At 59.2% G+C, this 14,249-nt stretch carries 13 protein-coding genes and 1 pseudogene; 9 read left to right on the top strand and 5 right to left on the bottom strand.

Translation table 11 applies throughout. The annotated features are described in order from the left end of the window. Positions 1-116: 116 nt before the first annotated feature. From IAI51_RS02820 to IAI51_RS02805, 4 genes are all read left to right on the top strand, one after another. Positions 117-1,160 carry a CobW family GTP-binding protein gene (locus IAI51_RS02820; RefSeq protein ID WP_187677104.1) on the top strand — a complete coding sequence of 348 codons (1,044 nt, stop codon included), beginning with the start codon at positions 117-119 and terminating at the stop codon, positions 1,158-1,160. A 348-nt stretch (positions 1,161-1,508) separates the two neighbouring features. Continuing rightward, the gene (locus IAI51_RS02815) at positions 1,509-2,864 is read left to right on the top strand and encodes a nucleobase:cation symporter-2 family protein (RefSeq protein ID WP_187677103.1); all 1,356 of its coding nucleotides are present in this window, start codon (positions 1,509-1,511) and stop codon (positions 2,862-2,864) included. A 13-nt stretch (positions 2,865-2,877) separates the two neighbouring features. After that, positions 2,878-4,266: an amidohydrolase family protein gene (locus IAI51_RS02810; protein ID WP_187677102.1), complete on the top strand. Its 1,389-nt coding sequence runs from the start codon at positions 2,878-2,880 to the stop codon at positions 4,264-4,266. A gap of 149 nt (positions 4,267-4,415) precedes the next feature. Beyond that, entirely contained in the window at positions 4,416-4,610 is a 195-nt protein-coding gene (locus tag IAI51_RS02805; protein WP_187677101.1) for a hypothetical protein, read from the top strand. A gap of 76 nt (positions 4,611-4,686) precedes the next feature. Here the strand turns inward: IAI51_RS02805 and IAI51_RS02800 are convergent, their stop codons facing one another. Beyond that, positions 4,687-4,854, bottom strand: a complete 168-nt coding sequence (locus IAI51_RS02800) for a hypothetical protein (RefSeq protein WP_187677100.1) — start codon at positions 4,852-4,854, stop codon at positions 4,687-4,689. Between the two features lie 172 nt (positions 4,855-5,026). On the opposite strand from IAI51_RS02800, the gene IAI51_RS02795 reads away from it, so the two are divergent. Further along, a complete protein-coding gene (locus tag IAI51_RS02795; protein ID WP_187677099.1) occupies positions 5,027-5,455 on the top strand; it encodes a nuclear transport factor 2 family protein in 429 nt (142 codons plus the stop codon). A gap of 78 nt (positions 5,456-5,533) precedes the next feature. Here IAI51_RS02795 and mqo read toward each other — a convergent pair whose 3' ends face one another. After that, a complete protein-coding gene (mqo, locus tag IAI51_RS02790) occupies positions 5,534-7,180 on the bottom strand; it encodes a malate dehydrogenase (quinone) (protein WP_123529021.1) in 1,647 nt (548 codons plus the stop codon). Positions 7,181-7,714: 534 nt separating this feature from the next. On the opposite strand from mqo, the gene IAI51_RS02785 reads away from it, so the two are divergent. Then, a complete protein-coding gene (locus IAI51_RS02785; protein WP_187677098.1) occupies positions 7,715-8,146 on the top strand; it encodes a nuclear transport factor 2 family protein in 432 nt (143 codons plus the stop codon). A gap of 167 nt (positions 8,147-8,313) precedes the next feature. Here IAI51_RS02785 and IAI51_RS28120 read toward each other — a convergent pair whose 3' ends face one another. Continuing rightward, positions 8,314-9,039, bottom strand: a complete 726-nt coding sequence (locus IAI51_RS28120) for a methyl-accepting chemotaxis protein (protein ID WP_401269288.1) — start codon at positions 9,037-9,039, stop codon at positions 8,314-8,316. Between the two features lie 132 nt (positions 9,040-9,171). Continuing rightward, positions 9,172-9,927 (bottom strand): annotated as a pseudogene (locus IAI51_RS28115) (MCP four helix bundle domain-containing protein); the annotation flags it as partial. Positions 9,928-10,174: 247 nt separating this feature from the next. Here IAI51_RS28115 and sodC point away from each other — a divergent pair. From sodC to IAI51_RS02765, 3 genes are all read left to right on the top strand, one after another. After that, positions 10,175-10,696, top strand: coding sequence for a superoxide dismutase family protein (gene sodC, locus IAI51_RS02775; protein ID WP_187677096.1), 522 nt, complete (start codon positions 10,175-10,177; stop codon positions 10,694-10,696). A 139-nt stretch (positions 10,697-10,835) separates the two neighbouring features. Next, the gene (locus tag IAI51_RS02770) at positions 10,836-11,150 is read left to right on the top strand and encodes a DUF2388 domain-containing protein (RefSeq protein ID WP_187677095.1); all 315 of its coding nucleotides are present in this window, start codon (positions 10,836-10,838) and stop codon (positions 11,148-11,150) included. 80 nt (positions 11,151-11,230) lie between these two features. Beyond that, a complete protein-coding gene (locus tag IAI51_RS02765) occupies positions 11,231-11,632 on the top strand; it encodes a hypothetical protein (protein ID WP_187677094.1) in 402 nt (133 codons plus the stop codon). Here IAI51_RS02765 and ligD read toward each other — a convergent pair whose 3' ends face one another. After that, complete coding sequence (gene ligD, locus IAI51_RS02760) at positions 11,633-14,233, bottom strand: DNA ligase D (protein ID WP_187677093.1); 2,601 nt, start codon at positions 14,231-14,233, stop codon at positions 11,633-11,635. It lies immediately after the preceding gene. Positions 14,234-14,249 lie beyond the last annotated feature (16 nt).

Raw genomic sequence — 14,249 nt, 5'->3', positions numbered from 1 at the left:
GCTCGCGAAAGCGGTGGGTCAGTCGGCATCACCGCTCAATGACACACCGCATTCGCGAGCAGGCTCGCTCCCACAGTTGATCGCACTCCGACAAAAACACAGGTAAGGAGCTTTAGATGAACACCCCCTTCAACGCCCCAACCCCGAACACCAAAATCCCCGTCACCATCCTCACCGGATTCCTCGGTGCCGGCAAAACCACCCTGCTCAACTACATCCTCAAGGAAAACCACGGCCGCAAGATCGCCGTGATCGAAAACGAATTCGGCGAAGTCGGCATCGACGGTGATCTAGTGCTGAGCTCGGAAACTGAAGAAATCTACGAGATGGTCAACGGTTGCGTGTGCTGCACCGCCGAGGTTCGCGAGGACCTGGTACGCATCGTCCGTGAACTGGTGGCGCGCCCGGTGCGGCTCGATCACATCCTGATCGAAACCAGCGGCCTCGCCGATCCGTACCCGGTGGCACAGAGCTTTTTCATCAACGACCCGATTGCCGATGAAGTCGAACTCGACGCCATCGTGACCATGGTCGACGCCAAGCACATCGCCCAGCATCTGGAAGATCTGCAACTGGATGGCGTCGACAATCAGGCCGTGGACCAAATCGTTTGCGCCGACCGCATCGTCATCAACAAGGTCGATCTGGTCAGCCCTGAAGAGGTGGAAACCCTGCGCGGCAAAATCCGTGGGTTGAACGCCACGGCGGATCTTGTGACCTCCACCCATGCGCAAATCGACCTGTCGAAAATTCTCGGTATCGGCGCCTTCGAAGCCACACAGAAGCTGATGGAAATCGGCGCTGATGAGCACGACCACCATGACCACGAACATCACCACGAAGAAGCGGACCACCAACACGACCCAAGCGTGTCCTCGGTCGGCATCGCCGTGGACGGCGCGGTCAATCTGATGGCCTTCCACCGCTGGATCAGTGAACTGCGCTCTTCGCAGGCCGACAATCTGTACCGCATGAAAGGCGTGCTGGCGGTGGCCAATGAAGACCAACGCTACGTGCTGCAAGGTGTACACAGCCTGGTGGAGTTCCGCGCGTCGACCCCGTGGGGCACGGAGCCGCGCTCGAGCAAGATCGTGTTCATCGGCCGCGACCTGGACCGCGCGGCGCTGAACCAGGGCTTTGCCGCCTGCCTGGCAGGCTGAACAAGGCATCGGAGCCGGTGGATGGCGGTTCCGGGCACGAATGACTGATGCCGATCAGGCACTGTAAATCTATGGAATGAACCCTGTGATGAGGTTACTTGTGGCGAGGGGATTTATCCCCGATGGGGTGCGAAGCACCCCCAAAACCTGAACTCGCGGTTGATCAGACAAACCGCATGCACAGCATTTGCGACTGCTTCGCAGCCGATCGGGGATAAATCCCCTCGCCACAGGCTCCCCTTCACTCCAAGCGCTCATTCCAACAACCGATCTTCAGTGTTCCCAGGTTCGCAAGCATCAGACGAATACCCCTCTCTACCGCATAAAAACAGCCAGAGGTGTTTCCCCATGTCGTCAGCCACTCCTTCCTCCACCGTTCACCCCGTCGACCGCATTTTGCCGGTACGACAGATGCTCACCCTCGGCCTGCAACACATGGCCGTCTCGTACATCGGCGCCATCGCCGTGCCGTTGATTGTCGCCAGTGCCTTGAAAATGTCCCATGCCGAAACGGTGGCGCTGATCAGCACCACGCTGTTCTGTTCCGGCATCGCCACCCTGTTGCAAACCGTCGGCTTCTGGAAGTTCGGCGTGCGCCTGCCGATTTTGCAAGGCGTGGCGTTCAGCAGTGTTGGCCCGGTGATCGCCATCGGCAGCAACCCGGAGGTGGGGTTTGCCGGCGTCTGCGGGGCGGTGATCGGTGCCGGGATTTTTACCATGCTGATCGCGCCGTTCGTGGGTCGACTACGGCGGTTTTTCCCGCCAGTAGTGACCGGGTGCATCGTCACCGTGATCGGTTTGCAGCTGTTCCCGATTGCCTATGAATGGGTCGGCGGCGGGCGCAATGCGAGCAACTTCGGTGCACCGGCGTTTCTCGGTGTGGCGGTGGTGGTGTTGCTGACCATTCTGCTGGTTAACCGTTACGGCAGCCCGATGCTGCGCAATATGGCGGTGCTGTTGGGCATGTTGGCCGGTGCAGGTCTGGCGTATGGCCTGGGCATGGGCAGTTTTCACAGCGTCGAAGAAGCGCCGTGGCTGACCGTGCCGTATCCGTTCTACTTCGGTTTGCCCACCTTCAGCCTGATCCCCATCGCGACCATGGTGGTGGTGATGATCGTGCAAATGGTCGAGTCGATGGGGCTGTTCGTGGCCATCGGCGACATCGTCGAAAAACCCGTGGAAGACAAGCAGGTGATCAACGGCCTGCGCGCCAACGGTCTGGCCAGCACCATCGCCGGGATGTTTGCTGCGTTCCCGTTTATCGCTTTCATGGAAAACGTCGGCCTGGTGATTTTGACCGGCGTGCGCAGCCGTTGGGTGGTCGCGGTCAGCGGCTTGCTCATGTGCTCGATTGCTTTGGTGCCGAAGGCCGGGGCGATCATCGCCTCGATGCCGACCGCAGCCCTCGGCGGCGCCGGCATTGCCATGTTCGGCGTGGTCGCGGCGGCGGGGATTCAGACCCTCGCCAAAGTCGACTACGAGCGCAATCGCTACAACGTGCTGATCGTCGGTTTCACCCTCGCCGCCGCGCTGGTGCCGGTGCTCGCACCCACCCTGTTCAAACAATTACCCGAGTGGTCACAGCCGTTCCTACACAGCAGCGTGGTCATCGCCTGCCTGGTGTCGGTGCTGCTCAATGCTGCGCTCAATGGCGTCAGCGTGCCCGACTCCACCGCCAGCAAGTCCGCCTCGCACATCCTCTGAACTGGAGCCTGCCATGACTCAATTGCAAAACATCCTGATCAAAAACCCGGTCGCGGTCATGACCGGCCTGCGCGGCCCGCGCGCCCGGGCCGGCGCCGTGGACATCCGCGTGGTCAATGGCCGGATCGCTGAAATGGCCGCCAACCTTGAGCCACATACCGGCGAACGGGTGATCGATGCGCGCCACTGCGTGGTCTATCCGGGCTGGATCAACACCCACCATCACCTGTTTCAGAACCTGCTCAAAGCCGTTCCCGAAGGCTTGAATCAGGATCTGCAAGGCTGGCTCGCCAGCGTTCCCTACCCGCGCCTCAACCGCTTCACGCCGCAATTGGCACGAATCGCCGCGCGGCTGGGCATGGTCGAGTTACTGTTGTCCGGCGTCACCACCTGCGCCGATCACCACTACCTCTACCACGCCCACGGCAGCACCGAGACCGGCGATTTGCTGTTCGATCTGGCCGATGAATTCGGCTTGCGTTTCGTCCTGTGCCGTGGCGGCGCACTGGAGTCGGCCAGCGCTCATCCGGGCTTCTCGAAAACTGCCCTGCAACCGGAAAGTCTGGAGCAAATGGTCGGCGACATCGAACGGCTGAAATCGCTGTATCACCAGGACACGCCAGATGCGATGCGACGTGTCGTGGTGGCGCCGACCACGCCGACCTTCTCGCTGCCGCCCACCCTGCTGCGTGAGCTGGCCCACACCGCTCGCGGCCTCGGTCTGCGCCTGCACACGCACTTGTCCGAGACGCAAAATTACGTGAACTTCTGCCGCGAAAAATACAACTGCCTGCCGGTGGAATTCGTCGCCGAACACGAATGGCTTGGCCCCGACGTCTGGTTCGCCCACGCCGTGCATCTGCAACCCGGCGAAATCCGCATGCTCGCGCAGACCGGCACCGGCATTTCCCACTGCCCGGTGAGCAATGCGCGCCTGGGTAGCGGCGTCGCGCCCATACCGCAAATGTATGAGACCGGCGTGCCGATCTCCTTGGGCGTCGACGGCGTGGCCTCCAACGAATCCGGAAGCATGGTCGGCGAAGCCAACACCGCGTGGCTGATCCACCGCGCCGAACAAGGCGCTTCGGCGACCACGGCAGAAGACGTCATCCATTGGGGTACGGCAGGCGGCGCGCAGGTGTTGGGTTTGGGCGCGGTCGGCACGCTGGAAATCGGCCAGGCAGCGGATCTGGTGATATACAGTCTCGATCACCCACGCTTCTACGGTTTCCACGACAGCGCCGTCGCACCGGTCGTGGCGGGCGAACCGATCACAGTGAAATACAGTCTGGTCGGCGGCCGTGTGGTCGTGGATAACGGCGTGATTCCGGGGCTGGATATCGAACGCATGCGCGCCGAGGCGTGGGAAGGTGTGCAGGCAATGATGAAGGTCGAAGATTGATCCCACCGCCAAACCGTGTAGGAGCTGCCGAAGGCTGCTCCTACACAAAACCGGTGGATTCGCGACTTCAGGGATTCTCGACTAACGTTACTTCCTCATCGGACAGAGCCCCTGCCAGCCACACCGGGCTCTTGATCAAGGAGAGACTGATGACGTACCGCCGCAACATCGAACAGACCTACCGCACCTGGTCCAGCCCGATCCTGCTGGAGCTGAAAAAACGCGAGCACCAAATGAAGCCAGTCGAACGTCAGGCGTTGGAGAATGTACTGGCGGAAAGGAGGTTGCTGGACATTGGCAACCCGGATGGCATTGCGCGCCGCCAGGGCACGTCAGAATCGTGAATCTGTCAGGTGTGGGGCGCGGTATTTAAACCCGACTCGCGCGGCGCACCGGTGGCCGTCATTTGAAGCGTATACCTCAGACCGGAGAAATCGTCGCGAGCAGGCCAATCATGATGGTCAGTACCAAAAAGCCACCCAGAAAAAACGCCATCTTGTTCATGTTGCTCTCCTCAATGCTGAGCTTGCGGTGCACTGGACGCTTCGGGATGAAGGACTGTCGCGAGTGACCGAACTGCCGGGGCATTTTGATCCTGCATCTGAACCGATTACAGGGGCAGATTGAAACGAAAAAAGCGTATCAGATGGGATCTGATCTGTAGGAGCTGTCATAGGGTGGTATTCAGGCAGCGACAACAAGCTTGCCCTGCCGGCGCTTTGATCTAGAGTCGAAGAACAATAAAAACCCAGAGGTACAAATGACTGTCCTTAATCTGCAACCCAGTGCTGCCGAATCCCTGAAGTGCTGGCACGAGATGATCCGTACCGGCGACTTGAGCGCCCTGCCCACGCTGCTTGATGCCAACGCCGTGTTTCGCTCACCGATGGCGCACACGCCCTATCCCGGCGCGCAAGTGGTGGCGATGATCCTCAACACTGTGTTCAAGGTGTTTGAGGATTTTGAATATCACCGGGAACTGTCCACGGCTGACGGGTTGAATGTGATTCTGGAGTTCAGCGCCAAAGTCGGCTCCAAGGAGCTCAAGGGCATCGACATGATTCGCTTCGATGAGCACGGCAAGATTGTCGAGTTCGAGGTGATGGTGCGCCCGTTAAGCGGATTGCAGGCGCTGGGTGAAGAGATGGGGCGACGGCTTGGAGCTTATCTGGCTACCGCCAAAGCCTGAACGTCCGCCCACGGTACAGACACAAAAAAGCCCACTGACCGTCGCCGGTTCAGTGGGCTTTGTGTGCCAGGCGTCTAGTTACAGAGCCATGTCACGTGCAGCGTTTTCCTTCGGAGCTTCAGCTTTTTCAGCTGCAGGTGCAGCCGGAGCAGCAGCCTGACCGATCACGGGTGGAGTCGGCAGTTCGAGGATTTTGGCGGTGTAAGCCCACTCGGCAGCCACTTTGGCTGGATCGCTGTTCAGCTGAGTGCCGTAGCTTGGAACGATCTGGTGCAGCTTGGCTTGCCATTCTGGCGTTGCCACTTTGTCTTTGAAGACTTTCTGCAGCACGCTCAGCATGATCGGTGCAGCGGTCGACGCGCCTGGCGAGGCGCCCAGCAGACCGGCGATGGAGCCGTCTTGTGCAGCAACGATTTCGGTGCCCAGTTTCAACACGCCGCCAGCGGCTTCATCACGCTTGATGATTTGCACGCGTTGGCCGGCTTGCCACAGGCGCCAGTCTTCAGCTTTGGCGTTCGGGAAGTATTCCTTCAGCGCGTTCAGACGGTCTTCATCCGACAGCATCAGTTGGCCAGCAAGGTACTCGACCAGCGGGTACTCCTTGATGCCGACCTTGGTCATAGGCCAGATGTTGTGGGTGGTGGTGCTGGTCAGCAGGTCCAGGTACGAGCCTTCTTTCAGGAACTTGGTGCTGAAGGTCGCGAATGGGCCAAACAGGATGACGCGCTTGCCGTCCAGAACACGGGTGTCCAGGTGCGGAACGGACATCGGTGGTGCGCCAACCGAGGCTTTACCGTAAGCCTTGGCCAGGTGCTGTTCGGCGATGGCCGGGTTATCGGTCACCAGGAACGAGCCGCCAACCGGGAAGCCAGCGTATTCCTTGGCTTCAGGAATGCCCGACTTCTGCAGCAGGTGCAGAGCGCCGCCGCCCGCGCCGATGAACACGAACTTGGCGTCGGTTTCGGTTTTGGTGCCGTCTTTCAGGTTTTTGTAGCTGACGCGCCAGGTGCCATCTTCGTTCTTGGTGATGTCCTGCACTTCGCTGGACAGTTTCAAGTCAAAGTTAGGCTTGGTCTGCAGGTAACCGGCGAACTGGCGGGTGATTTCGCCGAAGTTCATGTCGGTGCCCAGCGGGCTCCAGGTGGCCGCGATTTTCTGGTTCGGGTCACGCCCTTCCATCATCAGCGGAACCCACTTCTTGATCACAGCCGGGTCTTCGGAGTACTGCATGCCGGCGAACAGCGGGCTCGCTTGCAGGGCTTCGTAGCGCTTTTTCAGGAACTTGATGTTGTCATCGCCCCACACGAAGCTCATGTGCGGAGTGGTGTTGATGAACGAGCGAGGGTTCTTCAGAACGCCTTGCTGAACCTGCCAGGCCCAGAACTGACGGGACACCTGGAACGCTTCGTTGATCTCGACGGCTTTCGGGATCGTGACGTTGCCTTTGTCGTCTTCCGGGGTGTAGTTCAGCTCAGCCAGAGCCGAGTGACCGGTACCGGCGTTGTTCCAGCCGTTGGAGCTTTCCAGGGCGACGCCATCAAGACGCTCGACCATTTCCATCGACCAGCTTGGCTCCAGCTCATTGATCCACACACCCAGGGTGGTGCTCATGATGCCGCCGCCGATCAGCAGTACGTCAACTTTCTTGGCCTCTGCCGCATGAACGGACGTCAGCCCCATCGACAAAGCCAGCCCTAGCAAGGCCGTGTTCACTTTTTTAAACATCTGTTGCACCTATGATAAAACGCCTTCCGCCCGCCGCTTTTATCTGTATGCGATCCGCTTTGATGACGCTCAGGCTGGCGTCGCAGATTCCGGCACACTTCAATTTTGACGGGTGGGCACACAAGGCCGACATGCTGCATCGACCCCAGTTAATGTCCCTTCTGAACTGACTTCTTATCATTATTGGCTCAGCTACTTGAGCGACAGGGATTCCGTCGGCCCGCCCTAAAGGCAAGCAAACTGAATTAGGTCAAACCAAGTTGGCGCGAAGAATATCACGTCAGGGCAAACCCGCGCGTCTGTTCCCGACTTGAGAGTCTTTTTCCGCTCTGGGCGTTATCGGCCAACCGGCGCTGAACATGAACCGGCGAAGGCTGTGCCTGCAGCCGTCGAGCTTTTTCAGTATAGATACCCTGGCGATTCAGTGCGTGCGGCCGCTGCCGTATCCATAAAGAATCTGCTACGTTGTACGATGACTGACAAATTCAAAACAATTGATCAGTCATCAACCCGATAACAACAAGGAAACACCTCATGACCAAGACCAGACTCCTGATCGGTTTTCTCTGCGCCTTCAGCGGATATGCCATGGCCGCTGCCGCCCCGACGGAAAAAGATGTCGCCAAAGCGGTCGATCATCTGACCCAGGCGATGCTGCATAAAGACATCGCCGAGTTGAACGCGCTGACGGCCAGCAACCTGACCTACGGCCATTCCAGCGGCAAGATTCAGGACAAGAAAGAATTCATCGCCGATATCGAAACCGGCAAAAGCGCGTTCAAGACCCTCGAGATGCAAAAACAGACCATCACCCTGTCCGGCGACACAGCGCTGGTGCGTCACCACTTTTCCGCGCAGGCGTTGAAGGGGACTGAAGTGGTGCCGACCGAGATCGAGAACTTCCAGATCTGGCAGAAGCAGGACGGCAAGTGGTTGCTGGTGGGGCGGCAGGCGTTCAAGTTCTGATTGGACTAAATCTCCTTCAGATTAATCAATCGCGAGCAGGCTCACTTCTACAGGGGGTTGGGCGGTGTTAACGCAACTCAGGCAACTGCACCGCCCACTGTGGGAGTGAGCCTGCTCGCGATGAAGGCAGATCAGCCACCAAAAATACAATTGCCCTACTCCCACTGTCACAACCGAAACCGATCCACCGACTGCGCCAACTGCCCCGCCAGGCTCGACAGCTCATCTGTCGTATTCGCCGTCTGGCCGATCACCCGGCTATTGCCCTCGGACATCCCCGCAATCATTTCCACCTGATGGGCAATCTCGTTACTGGCCTGGCTCTGCTCGCCAATGGTGCGGGTAATGTCGTTGACCAGTTGTGTGGTGCTCAACGTCGCCTCGAGGATCTCGCGAATTGCCCGCTCGACATCGGCCGTCACTGCCATGCCCTTGTCGACCTGCGCCACACCCGCCTCCATGCTGCTGACCGCCTCGCGGGTGCTGTGCTGGATGCGCGCGACCATCGCGGCGATTTCCTGGGTGGACGCACTGGTCCGCGCTGCCAGACTGCGAACTTCATCCGCCACCACCGCAAACCCCCTGCCCTGCTCGCCCGCCCGGGCTGCTTCAATCGCGGCGTTGAGCGCCAGCAGGTTGGTCTGGTCGGCGATGCTCTTGATCACCTGAATGATGTTGAAGATGGCTTCGGATTCCTGATCCAGCGTGCGGATAACCTGCGCCGACTGCTGCGCCGAGCGGGCGATATCGTCCATATCGTTGACCACTTGATGAATAACCTGCCCGCCATTCTTCGCCAATGATTCAGCCTGATTGGCCATGCCCAACGCGCGCTGGGCGTGACGGGTGATTTCCTCGATGCTCGCGGTCATCTGGCTGGCCGCTGCGGCCATGGTCCCGGCGGCGACACTTTGCTGCTGGCTGCTGTCGGCGACCTGATGGCAGCCGTGGCTCAATTGTTCACTCATGCCACTGACGCCATGGGCATTGCGCCGCACCACGTCGATCATGTTGCGCAAATCCCTTTGCATGGTCGCCAGGGTGCGAATCAATACGCTGGCCTCGTCCTTACCGGACGGCTCGGCAATCGGTTCACTGAGGTTGCCGTGGGCGATACTCTCGGCAATGCGGCTGGCCGACCGCAGCGGCCCCAAAATGCTCAGCATCACCCAGCGTCCCTGTGCCAGCAGCAATAACACACTGGCGATCAGCACCACCGCGAGGGCGAGATTTGCACTGCGAATCGCCGATTCGGTACCTTCACTGGTCTGTCGGGTATTGGTTTCGATCTGTTCGCTTAGAGCCGCCATCTGCTCTTCGAGTTGACTGAACGCGGTGTTGAACGTGCCAAGTTGCTGCTGCGCCGCATCAGGGTTGTCCAGCGCCAGCCCGACAATCCGCTCGGCTGCGTTGATATACGTTTCGAGGCTCGGCTTGATCTGCTCCAGCGCCGTGCGCAAAGTCGGGTTGATCGGCAACTTGAGGTTTTCATCAAGTACCTCATGGAAATGCCCGGCGTGCTCGTTGATCGAATCGCGAACTTCGGCCGCCGTGCCGGTACTTTTGCCCAACCCCACCAGCATTGCCGAGTAAACATCGGCGCGCAGGGCGTCGTGCATCATGTCGGCTTCCATGTGGTTGCGCAGCGCACTCATGCTGACCACGTTGTCGCTGACCGCCGAGGCCATCCGCAGATTGCCGACATAACTGACCAGACTTACGATCAACGCCGTCAGCAGGCTGGTAACAACCAGCAACACTAAACGCAATTTTATCGACACCGTGAACTCCTCCCAGGGAACGCTCGAAAAGCCTTGCAAGACCTTGAGTTAAGCCCATTTGCGCCGGTCTGCCGTGTCAGAGCGTGTCAACGAGTGTCTGGGCGGGGAGGCAAACCCGGCAAAACTTTCGGATTGTGCGATGAGTCTCATTTTTCAAGGCAGTCGGATCCAGCCTTCATCGCCCGTTAACTCTGAAGAGTTATTGAATCGATCCTTCTGAACACTCGTGCAGCAAAAGGAAACGCTTATGAAACGCGCACTATGGTTGGGTTTACTCGGTTCCTTTGCCCTCGGCACTGCCCAGGCGGCGACCGAAAAAGTTGCGATCAACCTGGTCAGCGCCGATGGCGCACCGCAGGCAATCGGGGCTATCACTATCAGTGAGACGCCTTATGGCCTGCTGTTCACCCCCGACCTGAAATCCCTGCCCGCCGGCGTGCATGGCTTTCATGTCCATGAGAACGGCAGTTGCGAGGCCGGTGTGAAGGATGGCGTTAAAGGCGCCGCACTGGCAGCCGGCGGACACTTTGATCCGCAAAAAACCGGTAAACATCTGGGCCCTTACGCTGACGGCCACTTGGGTGATTTGCCGGCGGTTTACGTAACCGCTGACGGTATCGCCACCTATCCCGTGCTGGCCCCACGCCTGAAAAAAATCTCCGAAGTCAAAGGGCATGCATTGATGATTCATGCCGGCGGCGATAACCATTCCGACATGCCCAAGCCCTTGGGCGGTGGCGGCGACCGCATGGCCTGCGGGGTAATCTGACTCCACCATGCAACCGGGCAACCCACACGGCGTTGCCCGCTTCTCTCTCATAAACCTCTACGGAACTACCACCCGCTGCGCCCCTCTGACGTTATGTAGTACTTCCCTTTTTGCTTCGCGCTTGTGGAGGAATACCGTCATGCGCAAGTTAGTGCTCGTTTCTTCTTTACTCTTATGCCTGCCAGTCGGTTCAGCGCTGGCCCGTGTTGATGCGGGCGATGTCGCCACCTCGGCAGGTGTCTCCGCGTCGCTGTACTCGACCTTCAAGGATCACAAAATGGTGATTCCAGCCCGTGACGACTTGTCTGCATTTGTCGCCAGCGGCGGGGCCATTCGTGGGGTTTATCTTGAGTCAGTGCTGCAACAGGTTCGTCAGGACAATCCCGGCATCGATGCCAGCGATGAAGACCTGGCCAACGCGATTCTGGTGCATTACGAAGGCCTGAATCAGTAATTGCCAAGGATGCGGCGGCCGATGGACGGCAACTGACGGCGCATAGGCAAAACGGTCCGACGGCCTCTATGATGGAGGCCATGACGACTCTTGCGCCAATGCGCTCACCTTGCCCGCCCGGCGCCTGCGATTGCGGGCGCGATCTGTTGCTGGAAATGCCGGATGCGGATTTGCGCATCCTGCTGCTGACCCGCGAGCAAGAAAAAATCCTCCTCGCACGCCTGGAACAACTCAAAGACCTCGCCGACCTCCAGCATCTGCAAAAACGTATGTTCGAGCAGTTGGGTATTCGTGTCGAAGTCTCGCCAGGTTTCCACGAAGTACGCACCATGTTGGGCATCGATATTCAGATCGAGGAACTTCCAGGGCTCTGCCGCAAGACTCGAAAGTCTATCCCGGCAGCGATTCGTCGTAGTCTCAACAACAACCCCGAGATCGCCTTCGAACTGCTCAACGCCCACGACTTGCTGCGCGACACCTGATTACTTTTTCATGCCGACCCGTTTGCGCATTTCAGCTGTGATGCTCTGGCGGGTTTTCTTCATGTCCGCCCATGGCTCGTCGCCAACCTCCGCCAAGCGCTCATGCACGTTGTGCACATTCCACTGATTGCCCCCCTTGATCTCGGCCACCTCCTCGCGAAACAGCGGCACCGAGACCGGTAAGCCTTCGCGCGTCCGCGCGGCATAAGCGCAAATCGTAGTAGCGCCGAGTCCGTTACGCAGGTAATCGATGAAGATCCGCCCGACGCGACTTTTCGGCCCGGAGACCGCCGAAAACCGGTCTGGCAATAGCTTTGCCATGTGACTGACGATCGCGTGGCTGAAGTCCTTGACCTCGTCCCAGCCCAGCTTGCGGGTCAACGGCACCACTAAATGAATACCCTTGCCACCGCTGGTCTTGAGGAAAGCCTTGAGCCCCAATTCATCCAACACCGTGAGGGTCAGCGCAGTGGCTTCGACCATACTTTTCCATGGCAGCGCCGGATCCGGGTCGAGATCAAGGACAAAGCGATCGGGCTTTTCCAGATCAACCGTGGTGGCATTCCAGGTGTGCAGTTCGACGGTGCTCATCTGCACCGCGCCGACCAGCGCTTCGGCGTTGTTGATCAGCATGACCGGTTGGCCGGTCACGTCCTTGTCCAGCGTGGTGATGCCGGGGATCGCCAGACGTTCGGCGTTCTTCTGGAAGAACAGCTCACCGGCGATACCATCCGGCGCACGCACCAGCGCCACCGGGCGATCCTTGAGTTGCGGCAGGATCCATTCGGCGACGCTGGCGTAATACTCCGCCAGTTGCATTTTGGTGGTGCCACTGACAGCGTCGATCACCCGATCCGGATGAGTGATGCGTACCTTGCCGTTGGCCAGGCCGAGTTGCGATGGCGCGGTCTCGGTCGTTGCCGGTTTGCTGGCGGCGGCTTTTTTCGGCACTTTCTTTGCGGCGGTTTTGCTCTCAGGTGTCTTCACGGGCTTTGCTCGCTCCTCGGTGATGCCCTTGGCCGGCTTGTCATCGCGCAAACCATGAAACACCGCGTGGCGTACCGAGCCGTCCTTGGTCATTTCGGCGAACGCCACTTCCGTCAACAGTTTTGGTTTGAGCCAGTGCACGCCTTTGGCTTCAAAGCCGCTGGGCGGATTGACCACCGCCGCCGTCTTCACCTGCAATGGTTTGAGCTGGGCAAGAATGCTTTTCAACGTTGTTTCATTGAAACCGGTACCGACCTTGCCGGCATATCTCAACTCGCCACTGTCGCGATCATGCAGGCCCAGCAGCAATGCGCCGAAGGCACTGCGCGAACCCTTCGGATCGGTGTAACCGACGATCACGAATTCCTGGCGGTGTTTGCACTTGAGCTTGATCCAGTCACTGCTGCGGCGCGAAACATACGGCGAGCCGATGCGCTTGCCGATCAGGCCTTCCATCTTCATCTGGCAGGCGCTGTTGAGCAGTGCATCCGGGGTTTCATCGAAGGCTTCGGAGAAACGCAGCAGGGGTTGTTCATGGGCACCCAGCACCGTGGCCAGCGCCGCGCGCCGTTCCTCAACCGGTACTTCACGCAAGTCGACGCCGTTGAGGTAAGGCAAGTCGAACAGGTAATAAAGGATGTTGGCGCTGCTGCCGGAATCAAAAGCATTTTGTAGCGCCTGAAAATCCGGCACGCCTTGCTCATTGGCAACCACCATTTCGCCGTCGAGCCAGGCGGATTCGAGGCCCAGCGCGGCCAACGCTGCGGCCTGTTTCGGCAACTTGTGCGTCCAGTCGTGGCCATTGCGGGTGAATAGCTGCACCTGATCATGATCGATTCGCGCCATGATCCGGTAGCCGTCGAACTTGATCTCGTAGCTCCAATCCCCTTCCGGCGCACTGTCGACCAAGGTCGCGAGTTCCGGTTTCAGTTGCGCGGGGATTTTTGCCTTGTGCGCGCCCGTCAGTGTGCCCGACGCCTTTTTGCGAGGTTTGGCTGCGGTCTTCTCCAGGGGCTTGACCTGCTTGGCCGCAAGCTTGGGTTTATCGACCAGAGTGCGCTCGCTCAGCACGCTGTCCGGCTCGGCGACCAATACGTCGTAATCATCCTGCGGTCGGGCGGCATTGTCCCGATGCTTGATCAGAAACCAGTTCTCCTTCTTGCCAGGCATGTGCGTGCGAACCAGATTCCAGATCCCGGCGAGTTTTTCGCCTTGCAACTCGAACTTGAGCTTGCCCTTGGCGTAGGCCTTTTGCGGATCTTCCAGCGGAATCCACACACCGCGATCCCAGACAATCACATCCCCGGCGCCATAATGCCCCTCGGGAATGCTGCCCTCGAACGTCGCGTAATCGAGCGGATGATCCTCGACATGCACCGCCAGACGCTTGACCTTCGGATCAAGCGAGGGCCCTTTTGGCACCGCCCAGCTTTTCAGCGCGCCATCGAGTTCCAGGCGAAAGTCGTAATGCAGGTGCGAGGCGTCATGCTTCTGGATGCAGAACTGCAAGGCGTGATCCGCAGCAGTCTTCTTGCCCGAGCGCTTGACGGCGGCCGGTTCCGACGTTGCCGAGAAGTCGCGCATGCGGTTGTAGTCGTCGAGATTCCTGCTCATGACGCACCTGCCTTGT

The organism is Pseudomonas sp. N40(2020) (assembly GCF_014472415.1).
Lineage (GTDB): Bacteria > Pseudomonadota > Gammaproteobacteria > Pseudomonadales > Pseudomonadaceae > Aquipseudomonas.
This window is presented reverse-complemented; position numbering and strand designations above follow the sequence as displayed.